Origin of the sequence: Moorella glycerini (genome assembly GCF_009735625.1) — a bacterium.
In the GTDB taxonomy this organism is placed as follows: Bacteria; Bacillota; DSM-521; order Neomoorellales; family Neomoorellaceae; genus Neomoorella; species Neomoorella glycerini.
Genome location: NZ_CP046244.1, coordinates 3,421,744 through 3,448,283, shown reverse-complemented (window position 1 = coordinate 3,448,283; position 26,540 = coordinate 3,421,744). Strand labels below are relative to the sequence as shown.

Below are 26,540 nucleotides of genomic sequence, written 5' to 3'. Positions count from 1 at the left end.
AGACGATGCCGTTTTACCAGGACTTAGATGTTGAGGTTGCGGCAACAACTGAAATCCGGGCGCGTACATACGAATTGCTGGCCAGGGGCTATTTACAAGAACCAACCGCCATCTATATAGAAGAACTGGCAAAAATGGTTAAACTGCTGCAAGATGACCTGTACATCCCTGAAGGTTTAACTGTCACCGTGAATATCGATATGGGGGAAATAAAACAAGAGTTTTATGACCGCTTTTTTGTGAATGTATCCGCTAAGTATGTACCTCCCTTTGAATCTGCCATCGTAGAGAGGGAATTAAACGGCAATAGAATACGTTTTGGACCTTTGAATGGACCGCTAACATTACATGTAAGGGATTGTTATCAAGTATCCCGCTTTGATCCTTGGAAGCTGGACATATTTAAACCCTTACAAGAAATCCCAATTGCGGACTACCTGGGTTTTGAACTGGCATTCATGGCCTACTTAAGTTTTGCCGAATTGGAGGCCTATAAAACAAACCGTCTCCAGCAAGGGTTGCAATGGCGGCAATGGCAGCAGCGTTTTTTAGAACAGCATCTGGGCAGGTGGATCAATGACTATGCTTTATTAGCCTGCCAGACAGCCGGGGGCTTCTTTGGGGAAATCGCTAAAATAAGTTCAGCCTGGGTAGATGCTGACTATCAAAATAATTTTCAGAGTTAAAATAAGCGAGGTAGGCAAATGAGCGTAAAGTACGGCATGGTAATCGATTTACGTAAATGCATTGGCTGTGATGCCTGTATGGTTGCCTGCAAGATGGAAAACGGGGTTGTCCGCGGCGAATGGCGAACCAGGGTCTGGGAAAGGGATTATGGTGATTACCCCATGGTTACAAAGATAAAAATACCCACCCTGTGTAACCATTGCCAGGCGGCCCCCTGCCAGCAGGTCTGCCCTGTGCAGGCAACCTACCATGCTGAGGGAGACGTGGTGCTAGTCGACCCAGATAAGTGTATAGGTTGCGGTTATTGCATAGCCGCCTGCCCCTATGGAGCGCGTTTCAAAGACGCCCGAACCGGGATAGTAGACAAGTGTACCTATTGCTACCACAGGCTGGCAGCCGGTCTGGTGCCGGTATGCGTGAGCACCTGTGTCTCCCATGCCCGCATTTTTGGAGATCTAAATGACCCGGAAAGCTATATTAACCAGTATATCCGCGAACATAAGGCCCTTCAAGTTGCTGGCACAAGTACTTTTTATGTTCTAGCAGAAGGCCTGGACCGCTCCCTTCTTCCCAAGGATTTAGAAAAAGAAGGACTGATAAACTTGTGGAAAAACATCGTTCATCCTGCCGGTAAAGCCCTGATGGGAGCTGCCGCCGCAGCAGTAGTAGTTGGTACGGCTATAAACGCCTTTAAGGGAGGGAAGCGGGATGAAGAGTAATGCCGAGAGGGTTAAGCGGTTTAATTTAGCCGAACGCCTTGGTCACTGGACCCACGCCATTTCCTGTGTTGTTCTTTTAATTACCGGCCTGGCCCTGGTCTTTAGCCGCTATGGGAGCTTCCTGGGAACAGATACTTTACGTGCTTTCAGGAATATTCACCATGGGATGGGTTTTATATTTACGTTTTTATCCCTAGTAATTCTATTACTTGGTACTCATAAAACCTTTCTGGCCTGGATTAAAGCCTGTTTTAACTGGACCCGAAATGATGTAGCCTTCCTGTTTGCCTTTCCCCGTGAATTTTTTGGACTTAAAGTTAAATTACCCCGACAGGGAAAATTTAATGGTGGCGAGAAAGTCAATTCCCTGTTGACCATGGCAAGTTTTGTGGTAATGGTGGCCAGCGGCTGGATTATGCTTTTCTCCGAAGGGTTTTCTAGAAAAACCTTGCTTTTAGCTTATACATTGCACTCCGCAGGTGCCCTGATAATTGGTACTGTTTTGTTGGGCCATATTTACCTGGCTTTGTTACATCCGAACTCGCGGGAAAGTATCAAAGGTATGTTGTGGGGGACAGTCTCCCAAAAATTTGCCCTGGAGCACCATGCCCTATGGTATGAAGAGATAACTGCGGCACAAGGCAAATCCCTCAAAAAAGATTATTACCTGGCTAACAATACAAATGTGTAAAGCAATATCACAATTATATAAAGCAATAGGCGGAGGTGATGGTTTTGCTCTGAGTAATTTAATAAAGAGAAATCTATAAGGGAGGATGGAATAATGAGCAAAAAGGTTATTACAGTTGTTGCCATTTTAGTTATTACCGGCCTGGTTCTGGCCGGATGCGGGGGGAAAAAAAGTCCGGCTGAGCCTCAGGGACAGCCAAATTCTCCGGCGGTAACCCAATCAGATTCAACCAATTCCCCCTCTTCTACTGCCACTAAAAATGAAGGGCAGCAAACTTCCGCTCCCTCTACAGCTGACAAAACAGAAGATAAAACCCAATCTACAACAACTAGTAGTACTCCTAAAGGCGAGGTAGAATCAACACCTGCGACAACTTCCTCCTCAACAAAAAAGGCAACTCAAGCTGGAACTGCTTCTACTCAACCCCAAACAGGAGCCAAGGAGACACCTTCTATGCCAACAAAAGATGAAACTAAAGCGGTAGCTCCTTCAACTACAACTTCCCCCAAAACACAAACCAATGGCAGCGCCCCTGGTACTGCTGGTAAAACCCCTTCTTCCCCTGCCTCTGAAGAGGAAGATTGCGGGTGCTAGAAGGAGTAGAAGATAAAATTTAGCGCTGCCTAAAAGGAGGTGAAATTACCTGAATTATTACTTTAGCTTCCAGGGGGGTGAAAATAGTTTGGAAAATAAATTTTCATTCCTAAAACCAATTATTTATGAAAGGAGTGCAAGGAATGCGTAAAAGGCTATTAGCCCTGCTGGGCATACTGGCCATCATGTTTACGGCTATAACCCCCAGCTTTGCGGCTGAGGGCCGGGTATTGATGAAAGCGCCGGCCAAAGACGCCGCTTTTGTGGCCAGTTTTCCCGGATTTAAGAACATGAGCGTCGACACATTTGTGAGGAAGATAGGACTGCAGGAAGGGCTGGTGATCAGGCAGAGCCGGATCGAAAACGGGAAGATTATTATCCCGCCCTCAGGATTGTACTATACCACCCGGACCAACCTGGCCAAGGTTTTGCAGGGGGATAAGGTACTTATCCTGGGGAAGATTTATACCCTTGTCGATAACGGTACCCGGTTTGATGTGATCAAAGATGTGGAAGTCAAAAAAGGCGGTTCGGTGCCCCTTGGTGACGGGACGAAGGTTTTAGAATTATCGTCCATCAGCCTTGACGGGGACGGTTTTGAAGCTCCCAAAGCCGAGTTCCAGATATTGAAACCATCGGGCAACTACTACGGACACTCCTTCCCGGTTGCCACAGATGCAAAACTTATAAACATAACCACCGGTACCTTGAATAACGGTACCAGTAAACACGCGGGCTCTTATTTACCCGGAGAAGAAGGCCAGAACTGGCAGGTTGAATATTACGATTCTCCAGTTGCCACCAGCGGCCAATCCTATCTGGTAGTCGATGAAGTGACTACCGGAGGAGCGAAAGTCAAGGAGTTCGGCACCGGGGCTATTAACTGGATGCTGTTAACTGAAAAAGACCCGGTGGAAATGGTGTTAGGCCCGGGAGAGACGGCTACCTTAGGCGATTATACCGTCAAAGTTACCGAGGTCACAGCCAATTCGGCGACAGTAGAATTAATTGCCAAAGACGGCACTGTAACAAAGAAGGTACTGGGTCCGGTAACACCTGAAGTATTAAAATATCTCCCTGCCGACGAAGTTAACAGGAACAAGATGGTTGTAAGGCCGGCCAAAGAAGATGTGCAAGTGCAGTTAGACCTGTACCGGACTCCCTTCCGGGATGGCAAGGTAGCCCTGGTGGGGTACACCGATTTATTTAAACTGAACAATCCAGATAAGTGGCCTAGTGACCCGCGGTTCATAGCGAGACCCGACACGTGAAGCACCTGCTCCTTGCTTATCGAGGTAATGCTTGAGAACGATCAAGAGATTATCCTCGATAGCACCAACAACGTGTTTGTTGGTCCGGACGGTTATTTCAAGGTAGTCATTGATGAGTTTGACGGGCAGACGGTGAAGGCCTGGCACGTAGAAGATGCTAATGGGAACAGGACACCCAACCTGGCGGAAAGGGCCAAAGGCAAACACATTGACGTTTTAATCAACGCAGATAACCGCACGGTGTGGCACTTTGGGAACCGTATAGCGACGACTCTGATTAAAGAACTGGAAACTGCAATCACTAATTTAGAACAATAAAAGCGAGAGAAAAAGCTTGATAAGTTGGAAATACTTGCTTACCCCCTGGTTTAAATACCGGGGGGTAAATCTTTATCTAAAACACTGCAGAAAAATCATTAACAGAAAAAATCCTTTACAAAATGGGCAATGAGGTAAATAATAAAAATATCATCAACGCTGGAGGGATTTATGGTGAAACTTGCCCGGCGGGCTGCCGGCATCAGCCCATCCCCTACCCTGGCTATAGATGCCCAGGCCAAAGCCATGAAAGCCAGGGGTATTCAGGTAATCAACTTCAGTGCCGGCGAGCCTGATTTCGACACGCCCGAACATATCAAGCAAGCAGCCATTGACGCCTTGAAGGCCGGCTTTACCCGTTACACGCCAGTGGCCGGGATCCCGGAACTGCGCCAGGCAGTCTGCGACAGCCTGAAAAACCGGGGTTTAAGCTATGAGCCGGCCGACATAGTGATATCGTGCGGCGCCAAACATTCCCTTTACAACGCCATGCAGGTCTTACTTAATGAAGGGGATGAAGTAATCCTCAGCGCGCCCTACTGGGTAAGTTATTACGAGCAAATTAAACTGGCCGGCGGGGTGCCGGTGGTAGTAAATACTGATGCTACTACGGATTGCAAGTTAACCCCGGCGGCCCTGAAGGCAGTCCTGACTCCCCGGACCAAACTCTTAATCCTCAATTCGCCCTGCAATCCCACCGGGGTGGTCTACAGCCGGAACGAATTAGAAGCCCTGGCGGAAGTAGTCCTGGCCCATGGCCTGATGGTTATTTCCGATGAAATATACGCCGCCCTGCTTTACGACGGCCTCACCCATACCAGCATCGCCGCCCTGGGGCCGGAAATAAAAGAGCGCACCATCCTGATCGACGGCGTCTCCAAGACCTATGCTATGACCGGCTGGCGGATTGGTTATGCCGCCGCTCCCCGGCCCATTGCTACGGCCATGACCGACCTGCAGAGCCACTCGACTTCCAACCCCACATCCATAGCCCAGAAGGCAGCTGTGGCCGCCCTGACCGGCAGCCAGGAAGCGGTGGAAGCAATGCGCTGCGAGTTTGAACAGCGCCGCAACCGCATCCTGGCAGGATTAAGGGAACTGCCGGGGGTAGAGTGCAGCCAGCCCGGTGGTGCCTTCTATGTTTTCCCGTACATTGGCAAGCTATTTGGCCGCCGCTTCCATGACCAGGTGCTGGCCAGTTCTACCGACGTGGCCACAGTTCTCCTCAATGAATACCAGGTAGCCGTGGTCCCCGGCATTGCCTTTGGCGCCGACCCGTACTTGCGCCTTTCCTATGCTACCTCGATGACCCAGATCGAAGTCGGCCTGGAGCGGCTAAAGGCTTTTATCGGCGAATTGCAATAAAACCATCGCTCCTGAGCCCGGGGTGTCCCGGGCTTTTGTATATAAGCTATAAAAACGATCGCCTGGAAATATACTCCAGGCGAATAATGCTCAATTACCAGAGCTAATTTTAGGGTAACCTGGCCAGGATAGCGAGCAGGGAAGCGATAACACCGACAAATCCGACTATTACTGCTGCGATAGTACCAAAAGACCAGCGCTGAACACTGCGGAATTCACGATGCATTTCCTCCCGCAGAATACCAATCGCTTGCCGCAGCGTCCCCATTTCTGTTTCTATTCTGGTAAACCGGTTTTCGTATTTATTATCCCTGGTTTCCCAGCGTGCATCCATGTTATTAAGCTGCTGGACCAGGTAATTAAACGGGTCAAAACCTCTGGGGTAGAATATTTCATCTGTCCCGGCAGCTATTTCTTTCCTGGCTTCTTCAGGCATATTTTTCCCTCCCTGATACAATTGTACCATTATCTCCCGGGACGGGCAATAGCAGTTCTTATTACTGCAAACCTCCCTTCAATGTCCGGGACGGTAGAGCAGCATCACCAGGCCGGGCAGCAGGGCGGCCCCGGCCACCAGCCCCCACGCCCCGGTGGGCAGGGTGCCGGTACCCAGGACAGCCTGCAGGGGCGTCAGGTAGACAGCCATCAGGGTTACTGCTGCCGCTCCCAGGGCCCAGAGGTTAAGGACACCGTTGGCAAAGAACCCCTGGCGGTAAGGAGGCAGGCTCTGGGTCCGCAGGGAATAGGCAAGGAGAACATGCCCCAGCATCCAGGTGGCAAAGGCGGCAGTTTGCCTTATAGGTACAGGGGCCGGTCCCCACCAGAGTTCGAGGCCCTGGTAGGCCAGCCCTACTGCCAGGGCCAGGAGCAGGCCTCCGGCAAAGATCACCTGGACCATGGGCCGGTCCAGGAAGGGCCGGCCGGGCCGGCGCGGGGGGCGCTCCATGAGAGGCTCTTCCGGGGGCTCGATGACAAAGGCAGTTGAGGCCGCCAGGTCCATGAACAGTTCCAGGAGAATAATCATCAGGGGCGAAAAGGGAGCCGGTTGCCCCAGGGCGGCAGGTACCAGCATGGTGACGATGAGGGCTATCTTCACTGCCAGGTAATAGCGCACCGACTTTTGCAGGTTGGCCAGGAGGCCCCGCCCCTGGCGGATGGCCGTGGCCAGGGTAGAAAAGCAGTCGTCGCTTAAAACCACGCCGGCGGCCTCCCGGGCGACATCGGTACCCTGGCGGCCCATGGCCAGGCCCACGTGGGCCACGGCCAGGGCCGGGGCATCATTAATACCATCGCCGATCATGGCGACTATTTCCCCTTTAGCCTGCAGGGCCTGGACTAACTGGAGTTTCTGCTCCGGCGTTATGCGCGCCAGGACACGGGTTTCCTGGAGAAAGGGGTCCCAATCCTCCGGGTTTAATTGCTCCAGTTCGGCGCCGGACAGCAATTTCCTTGCCGGGATACCTACCTGGCGGGCAATACTGCGGGCTGCCTCGGGGTGGTCGCCGGTGGCCAGGTAGACCTTGATCCCGGCCCGCTGCACGGCGGCCACTGCCGCGGCAGCCTCAGGGCGTAAGGAGTCGGCAAAGATTAAAAATCCCAGGAAAGTGAGGTCCTGGCCGGCTGCAGCAGCCCCTGCCGGCAGGTCCTGGCTGGAGAAAAAGCGCCTGGCTACTGCCAGGACCCGCTTGCCTTCGCCGGCAAATTGCGCCAGGGTGGCGGCGGTAGCCTCCCGGGTGGAGGGACCGGTACACATGGCCAGCACTTCTTCCGCCGCTCCCTTGACGTATAGGGTAGCCCCGGCCTGGTTAGCGCGCAGGGCCCCTACCCAGCGCTGATCCTGGTTTAAAGGGTAAAAGGCCAGCAACTCTTCCCGGGGCAGGTCCAGGTGCCCTCCCCCTTCGGCCAGGGCCTTTTCCAGGGGGTCACAGGCTTCCAAGGCAGTAACCGGGCTCTGGGTCAGGAGGGCGGCCAGGAGTAATTCCCCGGCCGCGTTATCCTGCCTGGCCAGGGCAGGGGATAGGAGTTCTCCTTCCCCCGGAAGCCAGAGGGCTTCCAGGGTGAGGCGGTTGGCCGTCAGGGTACCCGTCTTGTCGGTGACCACGGTGGTGATGTGTCCCAGGGTTTCAGCGGCTCGCAGGCGCCGGACCAGGGCCTTTTCCCGGGCGAGCTTTAGAGAACCCAGGCCCAGGACCATGGTCACCAGGATGGGGAGCTCTTCGGGTATGGTGGCAAAGGCCAGGCTCAGGCCGGTGAGGACCGCCCGGGGCCAGGGTTCCCTGGCCACCAGGAACTGGAGGAAAGGGATAAGCACGGCAAAAGCCAGGGCAACTAGTGCCAGGACCCGGCTTAGTTCCCGCATAAACTGCTGCAGGGGGGTGCGGGGCTCACGGGCCCGGCGCGTAAGGCCAACAATCCGCCCCAATTCGGTCTCCAGACCTGTGGCTACCGCGCAGGCCAGGCCTTCACCCCGGGATATTACCGTACCCTGATAAACCATATTGTGACGGTCGGGCAGGGGGGTCGCCGGGTCCAGGGGCCGGGTGTGTTTTTCCACCGGCAGGGATTCCCCGGTAAGGGGGGACTCATCGACGGCCAGGCCGGCGCTCACCAAGAGGCGGGCGTCGGCCGGCACGCGGTTACCGGGCTGGAGCACCAGGATATCGCCGGGGACAACGTCTTCAGTATTAATGGCCTCTACTTTGCCCTGGCGCAGGACCGGGGTAGTGGGGGCGTTCAGGTCCTGGAGGGCGGCAATGGCCTTCTTGGCGCGAAACTCGGTGCCTACCTCAATGAAGACGATACCCAGGATAATGGCCGTTACGGCCAGGGCTTCCCCCAGTTCGCCCAGGAGGAAATAGGCGGCAGCTACCGCCAGGAGCAAAAGGATCATGGGCTCGCGGATTTCTTTGGCAAAGATATGCCAGAAGGATAGGACGGGACGGGCCAGCGTGCGGTTGGGACCGTAAATTTTCAGGCGCTTCTGGGCTTCAGCGGTACTTAGACCCTGCTCCGGGTCTACTTGCTGCCAGGCCAGAACATCTCCCGGCGCCTGGCTCCAGGGGCAAGGGGCCGGCATAAATTAACCCTCCCTTTCTTTTAAGGCTCCATAGGTAAGAGTGGTAAACCTCGTCAGGGCTACCCGGGCTTCGTCTATAAGGGAGGCGACCTGTTCACCCAGGGGGGCATTATACCAGTCGCGCTCCCGGGCCCGCTGGTACCAGCGTTCGATTTTTTCCAGTTCGGCTTCCTCCTCTTCTATTTCCGCCGGAGAAAAGTTCTGGATACGCACTTCCTTTTCCAGTTCCGCCAGGTATTTGTTAATCTCTTTAATTATTTCCTGGTATTCTTTATTGCGCATTTCCTTGAATTGCTCTATTACCTGTGCTTCTTGCCCGGGATCAAGGTTGAGATTGGGGAAGAGATAGGCAGTGCCTGCGAATTCTTCTACCCGTGTCTTTAGTTGTTCCAGTTTTTCCAGTAGGCCGGGGCGTGCCGGGAGCAGGCAGGCGGCTTGCTGCAGGTAGAGGGCTCCCAGCCTGTTGAGTTCCCGCCAGAGGTAAATGCGCTTGCTCGAGGGTTCACCGGGTACTTTATAGATGAACAGGTGCCATTTGTTGCCGGGGCCGGTAGTGTCCTGGTTCATTATTCTCACCCATAGATGTAACATTGGTTACAATGTAACAGATGTTGCATTGAAAGTCAAGGTTAAAGGGGGAACGGCAGGAAAAATTAATCCTCGCGGCGAATAATTGCAGGATATATTTCAGCAGGAGCATACTGGCAATGATTGTCGTCCATGGGACCTGGGTTAAAGATAGCAATAAAGAAGTAAATGGCCGCTTTTTTGTCTGGGGGGAATCCCTGGCCGCCGCCCGTCAGCAGAAGGAACTCTACCTGCCCAGGCCAGCTAAAAATAAAGTGCCCCTTCATCCTTTTCAGGCTTCCGACCAGGAACTTATCACCGTCCTGCTAAATTTAAGCGCGGGCCTTTATAAAAGCATACCCCTTATTCCGCCGGGCCTGGATAAAATCCAGTTGTTACTCCCCTCAACCAATCTTGGACCGCTACCTTCGCCGCAACTAAGGTATCTGCCCGGTAGCGGCGAGATTGCCCGGAGGGGTCAATCTTTACGGGAAAGCTCCCCGGCCTTAACCCCCTGGGAGGTCAAAGGCCTGGCCGTATCACCAGTATGGGTTATCAATGTCCTGACCCGGCTGGGGGAAGGAAGTCAAGGGCAAATTAAAGGTAATATTTTAGCCCCCGATTTCCTGTTCTGGAGCCTGGCAGCCAAGCTAGCCCTGGAACTCCTGGTCCGGGAACGCTTTGTCCCGGTGGTGATGGAGGAGGTAAAAGCGCCGGCGGGGAAGAGGGCCAGGGCTAAAACTCCGCTGAGGCAGGAATTAAGGGCAGCCTGGCGGGCCCTGGTAGACCAGCCGGAAGATGCCCGCCGGGTGGACTTGCTGGCGGCCAGCATGCCGCCCGCCTGCCGGTCCCAGGCGAGTACCCCGCTCCCGCATCCTCACTTCCTGGTGGAAGATTTCCTGCACGGCGCCGTCGATGCCATGGCCCGGTACTGGTTAATGAATTCGCCCCTGGAGGGGAGGACCAAGGGGCTCGGCGACGATAATACCCCGGCCAGGTGGGCTGCGGCCCTGGCGGCAGAAAAAGCCACCTTTAGCGGGCCGTTGCTGGAAATGAAAGACCTGAAGGAGCAAATCAATGGCTGGACGAAGACCCTGTTCAGCCAGCCGGGGACCGTAGCCTTTCGCACCTGTTTCCGCCTGGAACCACCGGAAGGGATGGGAGAAGAAGGCCCACCTTCCTGGCAGCTGCAGTTTTTACTCCAGGCCAGCGATGATCCCAGCCTCCTGGTGCCCGCTGGGGAGGTCTGGCGCGAAAGGGGCAGCGTGCTGGAGTTCCTGAACCGGCGCTTCGCCAATCCCCAGGAAAGGCTCCTGGCCGACTTGGGCCGGGCGGCACGGTTATTCCCGCCCCTGGAAAGAAGCCTGAAAGACCCTTCCCCGGAAAGCTGTCTCTTGACGGTGGCAGAAGCTTATATTTTCTTGCGGGAAGCGGCTAGCCTCCTGGCTGAAAGCGGCTTTGGCGTACTGGTACCTTCCTGGTGGGGGCAGCATAAATCCCGCCTGGGGCTGCGCTTAAAGCTGAAGGCCAGCGAGCGGGGCAAAAACGCTTCCCGGACGACCAGGCCGGCTACACCCGGGAGGCTGGGCTCTGCAGCCCTGGTTGATTATGACTGGGAAGTAGCCCTGGGGGATACCGTGATCGACAGGAAGGAATTTGCCAGGCTGGCTGCTTTAAAGGTTCCCCTGGTCCAGGTGCGGGGCCAGTGGGTGGAGCTCCGGCCAGAGGAACTGGCGGCCCTGGACAGGTTCTGGAAAAAGCAACCGGGCCCGGGGACCATGAGCCTGGGCGAGGCTTTACGTGTTAGCCTGCTGGGCGGGGTAACTCTAGAGCAAGGTGAGGGAATACCTGATGGCGAAATAGCCCCAGCCAGTCTTCCGCTACTGGGTATTGAAGCCGAGGGTTACCTTGCTGCCCTTCTAGAAAAGGTGCACGACAACCTGAAAATTACCCTCCTGCCCCAGCCATCCGGGTTCCGCGGTAGCCTCCGCCCTTACCAGGTGCGGGGTTTTTCCTGGCTTAAGTTTATTACGGAACTGGGCCTGGGGGCCTGCCTGGCCGACGATATGGGACTGGGCAAGACTATCCAGCTCCTGGCTTTACTGCTCCACCGCAAGGAACAGGGAATGGCAACCGGCCCGGTTCTCCTTATCTGTCCCACCTCAGTGGCCGGTAACTGGCAGCGGGAAGTAGCACGTTTTGCCCCCTCCTTGCGGGTCCTCCTCCACCACGGCAGTGAGCGCCTCGCCGGTGACGCTTTTACCCGGAAAGTGGCCTGGCAGGACCTGGTAATCAGCACCTATACCCTGGTGCACCGGGATGAAAGGGACCTGGTGGCCGTAGACTGGGACGGGGTGGTGCTGGACGAGGCCCAGAATATTAAAAATGCAGAAGCCAAGCAAACCCGGAGTATACGCCGCTTAAGGGCCGGCTTCAGGATCGCCCTTACCGGTACACCGGTGGAAAACCACCTGGGAGAACTCTGGTCCATCATGGAATTTTTAAACCCTGGTTACCTGGGCAGCCAGGCCGATTTTCGCAGCCGTTTTATGATCCCCATCGAACGTTACCGGGACCGGGAGCGGGCGGGCAGGTTACAGCGCCTGGTCCAACCTTTTATCCTGCGCCGGGTCAAGACTGACCCGGCTATCATCCAGGACCTGCCGGAAAAGCAGGAGATCAAGGTTTTTTGCCACTTGACCCGGGAGCAGGCTACCCTCTACGAAGCTGTGGTCCAGGACATGCTGCAAAAGATAGAAGCCGCCACCGGCATCGAACGCAAAGGCCTGGTCCTGGCCACCCTGGCCAAACTAAAACAAATCTGCAACCACCCGGCCCAGTTCTTGGGTGACGGCAGCCTCCTGGACGGACGGTCCGGGAAACTGACCCGGCTCCAGGAGATGCTGGAAGAGGTCCTGGCTGCAGGGGAACGGGCCCTCATCTTTACCCAGTTTGCCGTCATGGGTCAAATGCTCCAGGAATATTTAGAGGCCACCTTTGGCCGGGAAGTCCTTTTCCTGCACGGGGGCCTGGCCAGGGCCAGGCGGGAGGAGCTAATCCGGCGTTTCCAGGAAAAAAACAATGGGCCGCCCCTCTTCATCCTTTCCCTCAAGGCCGGCGGGGTGGGGCTGAACCTCACCCGTGCCAACCATGTGTTTCACTTTGACCGCTGGTGGAACCCTGCCGTAGAAGACCAGGCCACCGATCGCGCCTTCCGCATTGGCCAGAAGAAAAATGTCCAGGTTTATAAATTTATCTGCGCCGGGACCCTGGAAGAAAGAATTGACACCCTGATCGAGGAAAAACGCGCCCTGGCACAGCAAATTATTGGTACCGGCGAAGGCTGGCTCACGGAATTGTCAATAGGAGAGTTGCGGGAACTGCTGGCGTTAAAGGAAAAAGGGATAGATCTTTAAGCGTAGTGACCGGGCCTTTGCCTGCGCCGGGCTGAACCTCACATTAAGCCTCACGGTTGAGCCGCAGGCCACTTCGCGAAGGCTTTGGTGGGCAGGCTTTTTGGAGGTTAAAAAATGGCTTCACGACGCAACTTCGGCAGCAACTGGTGGGCCAGGCGCTGGCTGGATGTGCTGGAGTCCTTTGGCTGGGCCAGCCGCCTGCAGCGGGGCCGGACTTATGCCCGGCAGGGCAACGTCTTAAGTATTGATCTCGCCCCGGGGGTGGTCAATGCTAAAGTCCAGGGGACCAGGCCCAGGCCCTACAGCGTTAAAATTAAAATTAAGCCCCTGTCAGACGGGGAATGGAACCGGGTAATTGAGGCCCTGGCCAGCCAGGCGGCTTTTGCTGCCCGCTTGCTGGCCGGCGAGATGCCGGAGGATATTGAGACGGCCTTTACCGGGGTGAGCCTGTCCCTCTTCCCCCGCGCTGCCGGGGATATCGTCACCAGCTGCTCCTGTCCCGACTGGGCCAACCCCTGCAAGCATATCGCCGCCGTCTATTACTTGCTGGGGGAGAAGTTTGATAGCGACCCTTTCTTACTTTTCCTCTTGCGCGGGCGGGAAAAAGAAGCAATAATCAGGGCTCTTAGGGAGAAGCGCGCAGCCCTTGCCGGCGGTGGCCCATCCCTGCCGGTTAAAGAAGCAGAAAAGAAGGAGCCGGTTGCAGAAGAAAACAGGTTCCCACCAGAGTTGCCGGTCCACCCGGTTGAGTTCTGGCAGGCAGGGGAGGGGTTGACTGCCTTTCAGGTTAAGATGCACCCACCTGCTGTGCCCCAGGGGGTTTTAAAGCGCCTGGGTCCTCCTCCTTTAGGACGCTATGCCCGGGATTTTTACCAGCTTTTAAATAGCTATTACCAGGAAATCTCCCGCCGGGCTTATGAGCTGGCTTATGATGCAGGAGAAGGCGACGCAGCCAATTCCAGTCATGCTAAACCCTAAATTGCTTCTGCCCCGCCCCTGGTGTATAATAGCAAAAAATAGCACCAGGAGGGAAAAGGATGAAAGTAACCGTAACCTGGGAAGGGGAACACATGTGTTTAAAGGGCCTGGGGCCCTCCGGCCAGCCGGTAACCATGGACGCCGCCCCCGAGCACGGCGGCCAGAACCTGGGAGCCAGGCCTTCAGAGGTCCTGCTCATGGGTATGGCCGGGTGCACGGCCCTGGATGTCCTGAGCATCCTTAAGAAAAAACGCCTGTCCCTGGCTTCCTTTGCCATTGACGTCGAGGCTGAACGGGCTCCAGAGCATCCTAAAGTCTTTACCGCTGCTACCCTGGTTTACCGCCTGGCCGGACCCGACCTGCCTGAAGACCAGGTCAAGCATGCCATCGAGTTATCTTTAAGCAAATACTGTGGCATGGTCAATACGCTGAAGAAAGCCATGCCCGTCAGTTACTGTTATGAGATCAACGGCAATCGCAGCCCGGTAACACCGGCACCTTAGGGCAAACCGCGGCCAGAGGCTATCCCCCCTGGCCGTTTTTATCAGCAGGCTTTGAAGAAGGACAAAGAAATGCTAAAATATTTTCAGGTAGCTCCCTGGGGAGGAAAACGGAGATGGGTATGTCAGAGCCTTTTATCCAGCCGGAAGCGGCTTCCCTGGAACTGGATAATCGCCAGCAACAGCTGGAATATTTGATGCGCCGTTTCGGCGATAAAGTCCTTTACCTGGCTTATTCCTATCTCCATGACCGCTACTGGGCCGAAGATGTCGCCCAGGAGGTTTTTATCCGGGTTTACACCAACCTGGATAAGTTCCAGGGCCGCAGTTCCATTTACACCTGGATTTATCATATTACCGTCAACCTCTGCCGCGACCAGCTGCGGGCCCAGACCCGCCGCCGGCGCCTGGAACCCGTAAAACTCCAGGGGCCTACCTGGCCCGATGTTGAGGACCGGGTCCTGGACAGCCTGCAGCAGCAGGAATTATGGCAGACCATTTTAAATTTGCCGGTTATCTACCGGGAGGTAATCTGGCTCCACTATTACGAGCAGTTGACCCTTAAAGATATAGCTAAAATCCTGGGCATTTCCCTGCCAACAGTAAAAATCCGCCTTTACCGGGCCCGCCAGCACCTGCAGCAAGTTTTACAGGCAGGTGAGGGTGATGCCTGAATACCGGGACCGCCTGGATAAACTGCTGGCCGGACTGCCGGGGAAAGTCCCGCCGCCCCTGGCCGGCTGGCATTTTACGGCTGCCATGCGGCACCGGGTACAAAACAGGGTGGCCTCCTTACCGGTGCCAGAAGTACCTGGGAGGTCTTCCCGGCAGCTAAGGGTAAAGTGGTCTCTAGCCGGGGCAGTGGCCCTGGTGCTGGCCTTTTTATTCCTGGTCTGGTGGCAATGGCCGGTTACTTCCCCCGGACCACCGGCAGGGTTTAAAGTTAAGCCCCTCCAGTACCAGGTAGTCAGCTTCAATGGCCCGGAGCCTGAAGCCCTGGTGAGCATCGGCCAGGTGGAGGGTTCCAACCAGCTCCTGGCTTCCATCAGCAAGCGCCGGGAGCCCGCAGGCTGGCAGCTTATCTATACCCAGCCCCTAAACGCTTACCTGGTTTTACCCCTGCAGGTCATGCGTTCGGAGGCCAGCCGGGGCGCCCTGATCCTGATTACCTACCAGGAACCGTGGGGGCAGGAGTACCACTACCTGATTTTAGAGTTCGATGGCGAGAAGGTAATACCTTACCAGGAACAGGATATAGTTACCATCACCGGGCGTTAAAACGCCCATTTTTTTGAGTAGGTTGTAACCTTTCGCATGACCTGGTCGTCTATTAAGGTGGCATTATTTATACTGGATGGGGGGATTGCTTTGCTTCGCCAACGCCCATGGTTAGTCCTGATGACACTTTTATTTACCCTGGCTCTGTCCTTCAGTCCCTTTGTAGGTCCAGCCCGGGCAGATAACGGCCTGCTCCTGTCCACGGCCTTCCCGGGCATTGAGGCCCAACCCGGGGAAACGGTCACCTTTCCCCTGGAGTTACGCAATAGTGGCGTGCCCCAGAAGGTTGATCTGAAAGTTGTTTCCGCCCCCAAAGAATGGCAGACCGTGTTTAAAGGCGGCGGCATGATTGTTACCCAGGCCTTTGCCGGTAACGACAAGCCGGCCAGCGTTGATTTCCAGGTAGAAGTGCCTGCAACTGCCCAGCCGGGCAGCTACAACTTTGTGGTCCAGGCCGCCGGACCCGGCGCCACTTCCCGCCTTGGCCTGCAGGTGGTTATTAAAGAAGTGGCCACTGGCAGCGACAAGATGACCACCGACTACCCGGTGTTGAGCGGTACCAGCAGTACCAGCTTCCAGTTCCGGGTTGACCTGACCAACAACGGCGCCCAGGAGCGCTCCTACAGCTTGGCCGCCCAGGCGCCTCCCGGCTGGCAGGTGACCTTTAGCCCGGCTTATGACAGCAAGCAGATTGCTAGTCTTAGCTTGAAGCCCGGCAAGAGCCAGGGTCTGGATGTGACCGTCAAGCCGCCCCAGGGTGTCAAGGCCGGTACTTATAATATTCCCATCCAGGCCACTTCGGGGAGCAGTAAAGCGGGTGTTGTTCTCAAAGTCAATATTACCGGTAACTACAGCCTGGAATTGACTACACCCTCGGGCCGCTTGAACGCTGACGCCATTGCCGGTAAAGAGAGCCCGGTAACCCTGGTGGTGAAAAATACCGGCAGCGCTGACCTGGCCAACATTACCTTTGCCGCCAACGCAGCCACCGGGTGGGCGGTCACCTTCAAACCGGAGAAGATTGACCTGCTGCCGGCCGGCGCCAGCCAGCAGGTAACGGCGTTTATCAAACCTTCGCCCAAGGCCATAGCCGGTGATTACGTGGTGAGCCTTTCGGCCAATGCCCAGGAAACCAGCGGCAGCGCTGATTTCCGGGTCAGTGTGCGGACTTCTACCCTCTGGGGCCTGGTGGGGGTAATCCTGGTCCTCATCGTTATTGGTGCCGTTGGGTGGACCTTCCGGAAGTACGGGCGGCGATAGCCATGGCAGGACAGGCAGCGGTCATTGTCACCCGCAACCTTACCAAGCGCTATGGCTCCATAACTGCCGTCCAGGACCTCAACCTGGAAATCAGGCAGGGGGAGATCTTTGGCCTCCTGGGGCCCAATGGTGCCGGTAAGACGACGACGATATTGATGCTCCTGGGGTTGACCGAGCCGACGTCCGGCCAGGCCCTGGTCAATGGCCTGGATGCTACCCGCCACCCCCTGGAGGTTAAGAGAATAGTTGGCTACCTGCCCGATAATGTCGGCTTCTATGACGACCTGACGGCCCGGGAGAATCTTCTCTATACCGCCGGGCTGAATCAGATTCCCCCGGACGAAGCTGAAAAACGCGTGGCTTTAAGCCTGGAGCAGGTGGGTTTGAGCAATTTCGCCCACCGCAGGGTGAAGGAGTTTTCGCGCGGGATGCGCCAGCGGCTGGGCATTGCCGATATCATGGTCAAGGACCCGGCGATTATTATCCTTGATGAGCCCACCCTGGGCATTGACCCCGAGGGCGTGCGGGAGTTGCTGGCCCTTATTGTCCGGCTGGCCCGGGAAGGAGGGAAAACCGTTCTCCTCTCTTCCCATTTGCTGCACCAGGTGCAGCAAATCTGTGACCGGGTGGGGATTTTTGTCGCCGGCAGGCTCCTGGCAGCCGGGCCGGTAGCTTTACTCGGGCACCAGGTCATGGCCGGCAAGCCCCTGGAGATAGAATTACAGGCACAGCCGGACAATGACAACCTCTTAGCGGCCCTCCGGTCCCTGCAGGGCGTCACCGCCGTCGAGCGCCACGGGGCCTTTATCCGGCTGCGCTGCGCCGCAGGCCGCGATATCCGTCCCGAGCTGGTGCCATACCTGGCCAACCATGGCTTTACCCTGCTCTATTTACGCGCCCGGGGTTATGACCTGGACGATATATACCGGGAGTACTTCCAGGGGGAGGGATACCATGGCACGATGGCAGGATAAGGCAAAAGACTGGCTGGACTGGTTCCGGCAGCAGGAGTGGTTCAGCGGCGGGCTGAAAACTGTTTTCCAGAAGGAACTGGCGGACAACCTGAGCAGCACCCGCTTTACGATTCTAGTTTCCCTGGTGGCCGTAGCCGGCGTAGGCGCCTTTTACGTAGCAGCCCAGAGCATCCGCCAGGCAGCCGGGGAAGGAGACCCCCAGTTTGTCTTCCTGCGCCTGTTTACCACCAGCGGCGGGTCCCTGCCACCTTTTATCACCTTCATTTCTTTTTTGGGACCCCTGCTGGGCCTGGCCCTGGGCTTTGACGCCATCAACGGCGAGCATAATAAGCGCACCTTGAGCCGTCTCCTGGCCCAGCCTATCTACCGGGACGATGTTATCAACGGCAAGTTCCTGGCCGGCCTGGTAGTTCTGGCCGTGGTCATCCTGGCCCTGGGGTTCCTGGTGGCCGGTTTGGGGCTGCTGCTAATCGGCGTTCCGCCCACGGGGGAGGAAATCGGCCGGCTGTTTATCTACCTCCTGGTCACCATTATTTATGTGGCTTTTTGGTTGAGTGTCTCCCTCCTCTTTTCTTTATTGTTCCGCCAGACGGCCACCTCGGCCCTGGCGGGTATAGCCGTGTGGCTGTTTTTTGCCCTCTTCGCCGGGATGCTGGCAGGGCTCATCGCCGACGGCCTCTTCCCGGTAAGTGAAGACGCCGCGCCGGCCCGGATCCTGCATAACGCCACCTTAAAACAGGATCTCAGCCGCCTGTCGCCGACAACCCTTTATGATGAGGCTACGGTAACCCTCCTCAACCCGGGGGTACGGACCCTGGGGCCGGTACTGGTGCAGCAGCTGGAAGGGGCCATCCCGGGGAGCCTGCCACTGGACCAGAGCCTGCTGCTCATCTGGCCGCACCTGGTAGGGCTTATCGCCGCTACTATGCTGATCTTTGCCCTGGCCTATTACTTCTTTATGCGCCAGGAAATACGGGCCGGCTAGGCGGCCATATCTTTCCTTTTGCCGGTGATAAATCTTCACCGGCTTTTTCTTTTCCATTTTCTAATTGCATTATTACACCCGTGAGGATAAAATAATGATAGAAAGTAAGCCAACAGGATTTAATAACTGGTGGAGTACCTTTACCAGCTAAACCAGGACAGATGTGCCTCAACGGCAGGAATGATGAAGCCGCCTGCTGTTTTTATATGCAAAGCGGTTACATATTTTTGTCATACCAGGATATTATAGAAAAGACTGCTGCCATTTACGCTTAAAGGGTTGTTTTGCCGTAGAAGAGGGATAAAATGATTGGAAGAATCCGGAGTTTTATTTATCGCCTGTTCTCTGAAGTTCGCGACAATCTTAAGGCCAGGGAAGAATTGGAAAAATTTATGACCTGTTGTCCTCTGGGGATAATCAGGCTGGATCGCCAGTTCAGGATTATGTACATGAACCCGGCAATGAAACAAATCTTAGGCCTGCAAGAGCATGAGGAACCAGTAACCATCGGCGTTGATATAAGGACTATTCCTTCTATCCAGGAAGCGCAGCTCGAGAACCTGTTAGCCAGGCCGCCGGAAAACTGGCCACAATTTCTAGAAATTCCTTTCAAATCCATTTACGGAAAAGCTGCCTATCTATCAGTGGTGGCAAATCCTATTTTTAACAGAGGCAAATTTTTGGGAGCATTTATCACGGTACGCGATATTAGCAAGTTTAAAATTGCGGAAGAACAAAGAGACTATCTCCAGGGAATATACAGTTGTGTTACCGAAGTCTTACAATCCATCATCATGGCAAAAAACAAGACACGGCTGTTGCAAGAAGTTTGCCGTGGGCTGACTGCAGCGCGTGGTTACAAATTTATCTGGATCGGCCTGATCGAAGAAGAAAGCAAAAGAGTCCTGCCCGCAGCTTATGCCGGGTTTGAGGCGGGTTACCTGGACACCATAACTGTCACCTGGGATGAAACAGAAACCGGCAGGGGTCCCACGGGTACGGCGATAAAAACGAAGCGTACGGTTGTCATTAAAGATATAGCCACCGATCCCCGCTATCGCTTTTACAGCCAGGAAGCCCTGAAAAGGGGGTATGCCTCTACGGCCTCGATACCCCTGCTTTACAGGGACAGGGTTCTGGGGATTATTTCCGTTTACTCGTTTTTAAAGAACGCCTTTGGCGACGAAGAGATAAGGCTGCTGGAACGCCTGGCCGGAGCCCTGGCCTATGCCCTCTGCGCCCTGGAAACCGAAGAGAAGCGGCAGGAAGCTGAAAGGGCTTTAAAAAAATCGGAAGAACACTACCGGACCCTTATTGAAGCCCTGGGGGAAGGCGTAGCGCTTATAGATGCCGCTAACAATATTGAATATGTAAACCCGGCCCTTAGTTCGCTCCTTGGCTACGCGGAGGTTGAACTGCTAGGGAAAAATATGGATAATTTTCTCGTCCGGCGCCAGGCGGAACCGGCGGAACTGGTGCCGGCTCATCCGGGAGGCAAGGCGTTGTCTTACGAAGGGCAAATGCGGGCCAGGTCGGGGGAGATTAAGACCGTTAAAGTTACCTGGGTGGCCATTAAAGAGGGGGAAACTACGGGCAACAAAAAGCTGGCCGTCTTCAGCGATATTACCCAGCTAAAAGAACTGGAACAGGAACTCCTCAGGCAGGCTACAGAGGATGCGCTAACAGGTCTTTATAACCGTTGCTATTTTAACAACAGGATAAAACAGGAAGTGGAGCGGGCTGGCCGGTACGGTCACCCCATCACTTTTATCATGATTGATATTGATGACTTTAAGGAGATTAACGATCGTTACTCGCACCTGATGGGCGATGAAGTGCTCAAGCTGGTTGCCCGCTATTTGCAAAGCTCAGTCCGGGAAAGCGACCTGGCTTTCCGGTATGGCGGCGATGAGTTCCTCCTGGTACTACCGGAAACGGATGGCCCGGGAGCTAGCAAAGTAATTGCGCGGGTAAAAGAAGAAATTGCGGCATTTAATGCTGGTGCCAGGGAAGAGGGATATCCTGAGGGCTTCAAGTTAAGCCTGAGCTTTGGGATTGCCACCTGGGAACCGGAAAGCACCAGGAAATGGGAAGAAGTGCTTAAAGAAAGCGACCTCTTAATGTACCAGGAGAAGATGGGAAAGAAAATTTCCTGGTAATCAGTTTTTGCCGGCCAGTACCTCCCGCAGGCTAATATACTACATACCTACAGTTTCTTTAAGCTCAATTGCCTCTACAGCTACTACCGGTTTTTTCAGTTTTTTGGCTCTGGTTGAAGCCAGGCTGGCCATATTGACCAGGTATTTGACTATGTAACTACTATCTTCACCAGAACTGCGTAGTTCTGAGCAGCGGCCTCCGGCTACGCCGGCAGAAATGGCGACCTTTATTTTCCCTGGCCAGTTTTCATTAGCAAGGTCCAGGACCATTTGCCGGGCAAGTTTTTCGGCTTCGGCCAGGGGCCTGGTAGTAACGGCGGCAAATTCGTCCCCGGCATAACGACATAAAGTATCCCTATTGCTGTCGATTAAGCTATTTAAGATTAAAGCAGTCTGGCGCAGGACATTGTCGCCATAGATATGGCCATACTCTTTATTAATGAAGCCGAAGTTATCTAAGTCCAGGAAGATTACCGCAATCTCCTGGCCTTCTTTTAATAACTCCAGGGCCTTTTCGTAAAAGATTTCGGCTTTATTTAACCCGGTAAGACTATCGGTATGTTTCCCCAATTCCGACATAATTTGGGCGCGGGTAACGATGCCAATAATATCACTTTCTCTGGTAACTACCAGACGCTCGATTTTATATTTTGCCATTAATTTTTGCGCTTCTGTGAGGCAAGTTGTTGGCGGTACAGTGATCACTTTGCTGGTCATGGCATCGGCAACCAGGCGGTTGGGGTGAGATCTTCTTATATCCCTGGAAGTGATGATGCCTACCAGTTTTCCCTCTTCTATTACCGGTAGACTACCTATACCATAACGTTCCATGATGGATGCCGCCCGGCCGACACTGGCCAGAGGGTCGATGGTATAAAGCTTCTGGCTTATCAGGCCTTCTACCGTGGGCACTACAAATCCACCGTCCTGCTGATCTGGATGGTAATATTTATCTGGGCTTTAACCACCATGTTGTCGTCGGCGATGCGGTTTCCTTCATCGATTACAACTGGCAAAAGCTTTTCTTTGGGTAGAAGTTTTAAGAGAGATTTTTTTACTACTACTGCTTCAAAAACTTCATGGTTGAGACGGACTATCTCATACTGTTCCGGTGAGACTGCATCAACCATCCGCCTGACGGCTTCGGGACCGATAGGGGCTCTTTTACCGACGAGCAAGATGTCCTGCATAGGAGGAATCTCGAATTCAGATAATTTTATGGTGATGTCGGCTTTACGCTGTGGTTCCGGCGAGCGGGACGTTTCCTGGGGTAACAAAAAAGATGGCCTCCTTTCCTGCCTAAAAACACATCATCTATTATACCCTTTTTTACTAAATTTGCCCATGGAGTTTTATATTAATTTTTAGTTAAGTTTTTAGGTTAGCCGGTGGTCTTGACCCGAACCCGACCGAAAGGCGCGGGCGCAAAGCCACGGGCCTAAAGCCTTAACAGGCCATGGCAGGCGGGTTCTGCCGCCCCGGGGCATCTTTGCCTGGTCGCGAATTTACTGGACTGGATTTACCGCATACCCCGGCAAAGGCCCCCGCGGTGTGTAGTGGGTATGCAAAAGCTTATTCGCAGTCTCGCTCAAGGGCGCGCCCAGAAACTCGGCGTATATTTTTTGCACCGCCGGGTTTTCATGGGACAGGCGGATGCGGCGGGAGTAGTCGATGCGGTAGAGGGCATCGGCCCGGTTGTGGCGGTAGTCCAAGGAGATCTCCTTGTGGTCCCGGCTGCCAAAGATAGGCTGCCCGCCGCCACCGACACAGCCGCCCGGACAGGCCATAATTTCCACGTAATCAAACGGCTCACCGGCCTTCATGCGGTCGAGGACTTTCCGGGCATTGCCGGTACCGTGGGCAATGGCCACTTTGATCCTTCTTCCCTTTAACTCTACCCAGGCCTCTTTGACGCCGCTGATACCCCGGAATTCTTCAAAGTCGATTACCCCCATTTCGCGGCCATGGGTGAGGGCATAGGCCGTCCTGACGGCTGCTTCCACGACGCCGCCGGTGGCGCCAAAAATGGTGCCGGCGCCGCTGGCTATCCCTAAGGGGGTGTCGTATTCTTCATCCGGTAGCTGGCGGAAGTTGAGGCCGGCCTGGCGGATCATCCGTGCCAGCTCCCTGGTAGTCAGCACAAAATCGACATCCTTCCATTCGCCGCTGCCCATTTCCGGGCGGCTGGCTTCAAACTTTTTGGCCGTGCAGGGCATGACGGCCACAACCACTATTTTTTTCGGGTCCAGGCCTTCTTTCTGGGCAAAATAAGTCTTGGTAATGGCCCCGAACATTTCATGGGGTGACTTGCAGGTAGAAAGGTTGGGGATAAATTCCGGGTAGAAATGCTCGCAGAACTTGATCCACCCCGGGCTACAGGAGGAGAGGAGAGGGAGGGGCCCGCCGCGGCCTTCCAGCCGTTCCAGGAGTTCATGGGCCTCTTCTATAATGGTCAGATCAGCCGTAAAATCGGTGGCGAAAACCCGGTCAAAGCCCAGCCGTCGTAAGCTGGCTACCAGTTTACCCGTAATCACAGTGCCCACCGGTAGACCAAACACTTCTCCCAGGGTAACCTGGATGGAAGGAGCGGTCTGGACGACCACATATTTGTCCGGGTCTTCCAGGGCTTGCCAGACTTCATCAATGCACTCCTTTTCCACCAGGGAAGCCGTGGGGCAGGCGATGACGCACTGGCCACAGGTGATACAGGCGACTTCGGCAAGGTCTTTCATAAAGGCCGGGGCAATGACGGTGTTAAATCCCCGGTTCTGGGCAGAATAGACATGGACTTCCTGGACCTTGCTGCAGATGGCCTCACAGCGCCGGCATTTAATACATTTATTATAATCGCGGACGATAAAAGGGTTGTTATTGAAAATGGGGTAGTTGGAGGTTTCGCCGGTAAAGCGAATGTTGCGGATCCCCAAGGTATCGGCCAGGTGCTGCAACTCACAGTTGAGATTGCGGATGCAGTTAGTGCACTCCCGGTGGTGATCGGAGAGCAGGAGTTCCACCACGGTGCGGCGGGCCCGGAGGACCCGGGGCGTGCTGGTACGGACTTTGAGGCCGGCAGAGACAGGGTACACGCAGGCCGCCTGGAGGTTTTTGGAACCCTCTATTTCCACCAGGCACACCCGGCAGGCGCCGATCTCATTGATGTTTTTCAGGTAACAGAGGCTGGGAATCTCAATCCCCACCCGGTGGGCGGCCTCCAGGACAGAAATACCTTCCTCAGCCACGACTTCCCGGCCGTCAATCCAGAAGCGTACCTTTTTCCTTGCGACGGGGCGGGTGGCGTCTTCCTCCCGGCCAACGGGGGAAACTGGTTCGAAGGTGAGTTTGTCAGCAGGCATAAGATTGCTCCTTTACCCTGGCTTGGTTTGCGCTCGCACAAAATCCTCACGAAGCGATCTGGGGCTTACTCTCGGGCACGGGTTTAGTGAAGAACTGGCCGTTGCGTTAAATTGCGGCATACCCCGGCCGGGCAGTATTTATCCCGGACGTGGGCCTCGTACTCGTGGCGGAAATACCGCAGGGTAGAAAGGATGGGATTGGGCGCCGTCTGGCCCAGACCGCAGAGGGAGGCCTCTTTAACGTCGTGGCTCAAGTCTTCCAGGAGCTTGAGATCACCCATGGAGCCCTCTCCGGAAGTAATGCGCTTTAAGATCTCCAGCAGGCGTTTGGTTCCCACGCGGCAGGGAGTGCAGCGGCCGCAGGACTCGTCCTGGGAAAACTCCAGGTAAAAGCGGGCAATATCTACCATACAGTCGCTTTCATCCATGACAATGAGCCCGCCGGAGCCCATAATGGAGCCGGCTTCCGTCAGGGCTTCATAGTCAACAGGGGTATCCAGCATCTCCTCCGGGAGGCAACCCCCGGAAGGACCGCCCGTCTGCACGGCTTTAAACTTTTTCCCGCCGGGAATACCACCGCCGATGCCAAAAATTATCTCCCGCAGGGTGGTGCCCATGGGCACCTCGATGAGCCCGGTGTTGTTGATACTGCCGGCCAGGGAGAAGACCTTGGTGCCTTTGCTGCCTTTGGTACCGAAGGAGGCGTACCATTCCGCACCTTTACGGATAATCACCGGTACGTTGGCCAGGGTTTCGACGTTATTGACTACGGTGGGCTTGCCCCAGAGGCCGGCCTGGGCCGGGTAGGGAGGCCGTGGCCGCGGTTCGCCCCGGCGGCCTTCGATGGAGCGAAGGAGTGCCGTTTCTTCGCCGCACACGAAGGCCCCGGCTCCGAGCCGGATCTCAATGTTAAAAGAAAACCCTGTACCAAGGATGTTATCCCCCAGGAGGCCGGCGCGGCACGCCTGGCGGATAGCCCTTTCCAGACGGTCAACGGCGATGGGGTACTCGGCCCGGACGTAGACATAGCCCTGCTTAGCGCCAATAGCATAACCAGCGATGGCCATCCCTTCCAGGACACTGTGGGGATCACCCTCCAGGATGCTGCGATCCATAAAAGCACCGGGATCGCCCTCGTCGGCGTTGCAGACCACATACCTGGGCCGGCTCGGGGCCGCGGCCGTCAGCTCCCACTTGCGACCCGTAGGAAAGCCGGCCCCGCCGCGCCCCCGTAAACCCGAGGCGCTGATGGCGGCGATGATCTCTTCTGGCCGGCGCGTCAGGGCTTCAGCCAGGGCCTGGTAACCGTCGCGGGCGATGTACTCGTTAATATCCTCCGGGTTGATGAGGCCGCAATTGCGTAAGGCGATGCGGTGCTGGGCCTGGAAGAAATGGATTTCTTCCATACGCCGGGGCAGGTGTCCGGTGGCCGGGTCACGATAAAGAAGGCGAGTAATTACCTGGCTGGAAGCCAAGCCCTTGACCAGGGCGGCGGCATCCTCCTTCCGGACCCGGCAGTAAAAGATGCCTTCCGGGTAGACCACGGCAATGGGGCCCAGTTTGCAAAAACCAAAGCAGCCGGTCTTGATAATTTTTACTTTTTCTTGGAGCTGGTGGGCCTCCACCTGCTTTTTTAACTCCTCGCGCAGGCCGTGGCTTCCCGAAGAGCTGCAGCCGGTACCGGCGCAGACCAGGATTTGATGCTCCCCGGCAGCTTCTTCCCTGCCCAGGCGGGCCTCAATGAGGGGGAGGTGCTGTTGCCGGATGTTCAACAGGTCGCTGGTACTCGTGATCATCTGCTAACTCCTTTGCCTGGTAGCGAGATAAAATGCCGGCTACATCGCCAGCCTTAACCTGGCCGTAGATGTCGTCGTTGATGGCCACCACCGGCGCTAAACCACAGGCTCCCATACAGCGGGTGGACCGCAGGGTGAAGAGACGGTCCGGGGTGGTATCGTCGTCGTCGAGATCCATTTCGTTTTTAAAGGCCTGGAAAATTTCCTGGGAGCCCTTGACATAGCAGGCCGTACCCAGGCAGACGCTGATGGTATACTTGCCCTTGGGCTCGGAGTTAAAAAGAGAATAAAAGGATACCACACCGGCGATTTCCGCGAGGGGGATATTTAACCTGGCTGCCAGGTAGGCCTGGACCTCCGGCGGGAGATACCCGAAGATTTCCTGGGCCTGGTGCAGGATGCGGATGAGCTGCCCCGGCTGCCGGCCGTAGACTTTAACGACCTTATCGAGGCGGCTGTATTTATCCAGCATAAGACTTACCTCCGGCCTTAGTTTGAAGCAGGGAGTTTTTTTTCATACTCTCATAGCCCAAAAACAAGAAAAGTGGCGTAA

At 55.2% G+C, this 26,540-nt stretch carries 24 protein-coding genes and 1 riboswitch; of the genes, 16 read left to right on the top strand and 8 right to left on the bottom strand.

Annotated elements, in window-relative coordinates; translation table 11 throughout:
• The first annotated feature begins 5 nt into the window (after positions 1-5).
• From MGLY_RS17135 to MGLY_RS17105, 7 genes are all read left to right on the top strand, one after another.
• Entirely contained in the window at positions 6-686 is a 681-nt protein-coding gene (locus MGLY_RS17135; protein ID WP_170291162.1) for a TorD/DmsD family molecular chaperone, read from the top strand.
• Positions 687-704: 18 nt separating this feature from the next.
• Complete coding sequence (locus MGLY_RS17130) at positions 705-1,406, top strand: 4Fe-4S dicluster domain-containing protein (RefSeq protein ID WP_156275936.1); 702 nt, start codon at positions 705-707, stop codon at positions 1,404-1,406.
• Positions 1,396-2,097, top strand: a complete 702-nt coding sequence (locus MGLY_RS17125; RefSeq protein ID WP_156275934.1) for a formate dehydrogenase subunit gamma — start codon at positions 1,396-1,398, stop codon at positions 2,095-2,097. The genes MGLY_RS17130 and MGLY_RS17125 overlap by 11 nt, the downstream gene beginning before the upstream one ends.
• A gap of 93 nt (positions 2,098-2,190) precedes the next feature.
• Complete coding sequence (locus tag MGLY_RS17120; RefSeq protein ID WP_156275933.1) at positions 2,191-2,691, top strand: hypothetical protein; 501 nt, start codon at positions 2,191-2,193, stop codon at positions 2,689-2,691.
• A gap of 143 nt (positions 2,692-2,834) precedes the next feature.
• Positions 2,835-3,962, top strand: coding sequence for a hypothetical protein (locus tag MGLY_RS17115; protein ID WP_211661963.1), 1,128 nt, complete (start codon positions 2,835-2,837; stop codon positions 3,960-3,962).
• Between the two features lie 27 nt (positions 3,963-3,989).
• Positions 3,990-4,280, top strand: coding sequence for a hypothetical protein (locus MGLY_RS17110; protein ID WP_211661962.1), 291 nt, complete (start codon positions 3,990-3,992; stop codon positions 4,278-4,280).
• Between the two features lie 174 nt (positions 4,281-4,454).
• Positions 4,455-5,645: a pyridoxal phosphate-dependent aminotransferase gene (locus MGLY_RS17105; protein WP_156276590.1), complete on the top strand. Its 1,191-nt coding sequence runs from the start codon at positions 4,455-4,457 to the stop codon at positions 5,643-5,645.
• 109 nt (positions 5,646-5,754) lie between these two features.
• On the opposite strand, the gene MGLY_RS17100 is transcribed toward MGLY_RS17105, so the two are convergent.
• From MGLY_RS17100 to MGLY_RS17090, 3 genes are all read right to left on the bottom strand, one after another.
• Positions 5,755-6,081: a hypothetical protein gene (locus tag MGLY_RS17100; RefSeq protein WP_156275929.1), complete on the bottom strand. Its 327-nt coding sequence runs from the start codon at positions 6,079-6,081 to the stop codon at positions 5,755-5,757.
• A 78-nt stretch (positions 6,082-6,159) separates the two neighbouring features.
• Positions 6,160-8,721 (bottom strand): cation-translocating P-type ATPase, encoded by a 2,562-nt coding sequence (locus tag MGLY_RS17095; protein ID WP_156275928.1) that lies wholly within the window; start codon positions 8,719-8,721, stop codon positions 6,160-6,162.
• A 3-nt stretch (positions 8,722-8,724) separates the two neighbouring features.
• On the bottom strand, positions 8,725-9,288 hold the full coding sequence (locus MGLY_RS17090; protein ID WP_156275926.1) for a Chromate resistance protein ChrB: 564 nt from the start codon (positions 9,286-9,288) through the stop codon (positions 8,725-8,727).
• Between the two features lie 140 nt (positions 9,289-9,428).
• On the opposite strand from MGLY_RS17090, the gene MGLY_RS17085 reads away from it, so the two are divergent.
• The 9 genes from MGLY_RS17085 (at position 9,429) to MGLY_RS17045 (ending at position 20,838) form a co-directional block, all read left to right on the top strand.
• Positions 9,429-12,704 (top strand): DEAD/DEAH box helicase, encoded by a 3,276-nt coding sequence (locus MGLY_RS17085; RefSeq protein ID WP_156275924.1) that lies wholly within the window; start codon positions 9,429-9,431, stop codon positions 12,702-12,704.
• A gap of 114 nt (positions 12,705-12,818) precedes the next feature.
• A complete protein-coding gene (locus MGLY_RS17080) occupies positions 12,819-13,682 on the top strand; it encodes an SWIM zinc finger family protein (protein WP_156275922.1) in 864 nt (287 codons plus the stop codon).
• A 59-nt stretch (positions 13,683-13,741) separates the two neighbouring features.
• Positions 13,742-14,185 (top strand): OsmC family protein, encoded by a 444-nt coding sequence (locus tag MGLY_RS17075; protein WP_054935669.1) that lies wholly within the window; start codon positions 13,742-13,744, stop codon positions 14,183-14,185.
• 113 nt (positions 14,186-14,298) lie between these two features.
• Positions 14,299-14,856: a sigma-70 family RNA polymerase sigma factor gene (locus tag MGLY_RS17070; protein WP_156275920.1), complete on the top strand. Its 558-nt coding sequence runs from the start codon at positions 14,299-14,301 to the stop codon at positions 14,854-14,856.
• On the top strand, positions 14,849-15,460 hold the full coding sequence (locus tag MGLY_RS17065; protein ID WP_156275918.1) for a hypothetical protein: 612 nt from the start codon (positions 14,849-14,851) through the stop codon (positions 15,458-15,460). The genes MGLY_RS17070 and MGLY_RS17065 overlap by 8 nt, the downstream gene beginning before the upstream one ends.
• Before the next feature lie 120 nt (positions 15,461-15,580).
• Entirely contained in the window at positions 15,581-16,720 is a 1,140-nt protein-coding gene (locus MGLY_RS17060; protein WP_170291161.1) for an NEW3 domain-containing protein, read from the top strand.
• The gene (locus MGLY_RS17055; RefSeq protein ID WP_246187377.1) at positions 16,690-17,694 is read left to right on the top strand and encodes an ABC transporter ATP-binding protein; all 1,005 of its coding nucleotides are present in this window, start codon (positions 16,690-16,692) and stop codon (positions 17,692-17,694) included. The genes MGLY_RS17060 and MGLY_RS17055 overlap by 31 nt, the downstream gene beginning before the upstream one ends.
• On the top strand, positions 17,675-18,679 hold the full coding sequence (locus MGLY_RS17050) for an ABC transporter permease (RefSeq protein WP_156275914.1): 1,005 nt from the start codon (positions 17,675-17,677) through the stop codon (positions 18,677-18,679). The genes MGLY_RS17055 and MGLY_RS17050 overlap by 20 nt, the downstream gene beginning before the upstream one ends.
• Positions 18,680-18,984: 305 nt before the next feature.
• Positions 18,985-20,838, top strand: a complete 1,854-nt coding sequence (locus MGLY_RS17045; RefSeq protein WP_156275912.1) for a sensor domain-containing diguanylate cyclase — start codon at positions 18,985-18,987, stop codon at positions 20,836-20,838.
• Positions 20,839-20,877: 39 nt separating this feature from the next.
• Here MGLY_RS17045 and MGLY_RS17040 read toward each other — a convergent pair whose 3' ends face one another.
• The 5 genes from MGLY_RS17040 to MGLY_RS17020 form a co-directional block, all read right to left on the bottom strand.
• On the bottom strand, positions 20,878-21,750 hold the full coding sequence (locus MGLY_RS17040; RefSeq protein ID WP_156275910.1) for a GGDEF domain-containing protein: 873 nt from the start codon (positions 21,748-21,750) through the stop codon (positions 20,878-20,880).
• Positions 21,750-22,115, bottom strand: coding sequence for a hypothetical protein (locus MGLY_RS17035; RefSeq protein ID WP_156275908.1), 366 nt, complete (start codon positions 22,113-22,115; stop codon positions 21,750-21,752). The genes MGLY_RS17040 and MGLY_RS17035 overlap by 1 nt, the downstream gene beginning before the upstream one ends.
• A gap of 122 nt (positions 22,116-22,237) precedes the next feature.
• A riboswitch (cyclic di-GMP riboswitch) is annotated at positions 22,238-22,308 on the top strand.
• Between the two features lie 35 nt (positions 22,309-22,343).
• Positions 22,344-24,191, bottom strand: coding sequence for an NADH-dependent [FeFe] hydrogenase, group A6 (locus MGLY_RS17030; RefSeq protein ID WP_156275906.1), 1,848 nt, complete (start codon positions 24,189-24,191; stop codon positions 22,344-22,346).
• Positions 24,192-24,274: 83 nt separating this feature from the next.
• Positions 24,275-25,987 (bottom strand): NADH-quinone oxidoreductase subunit NuoF, encoded by a 1,713-nt coding sequence (gene nuoF / locus MGLY_RS17025; RefSeq protein WP_156275904.1) that lies wholly within the window; start codon positions 25,985-25,987, stop codon positions 24,275-24,277.
• On the bottom strand, positions 25,929-26,459 hold the full coding sequence (locus MGLY_RS17020) for an NADH-quinone oxidoreductase subunit NuoE family protein (protein ID WP_156275902.1): 531 nt from the start codon (positions 26,457-26,459) through the stop codon (positions 25,929-25,931). Before MGLY_RS17020 ends, nuoF begins: the two co-directional genes overlap by 59 nt.
• Between the last annotated feature and the right edge of the window lie 81 nt (positions 26,460-26,540).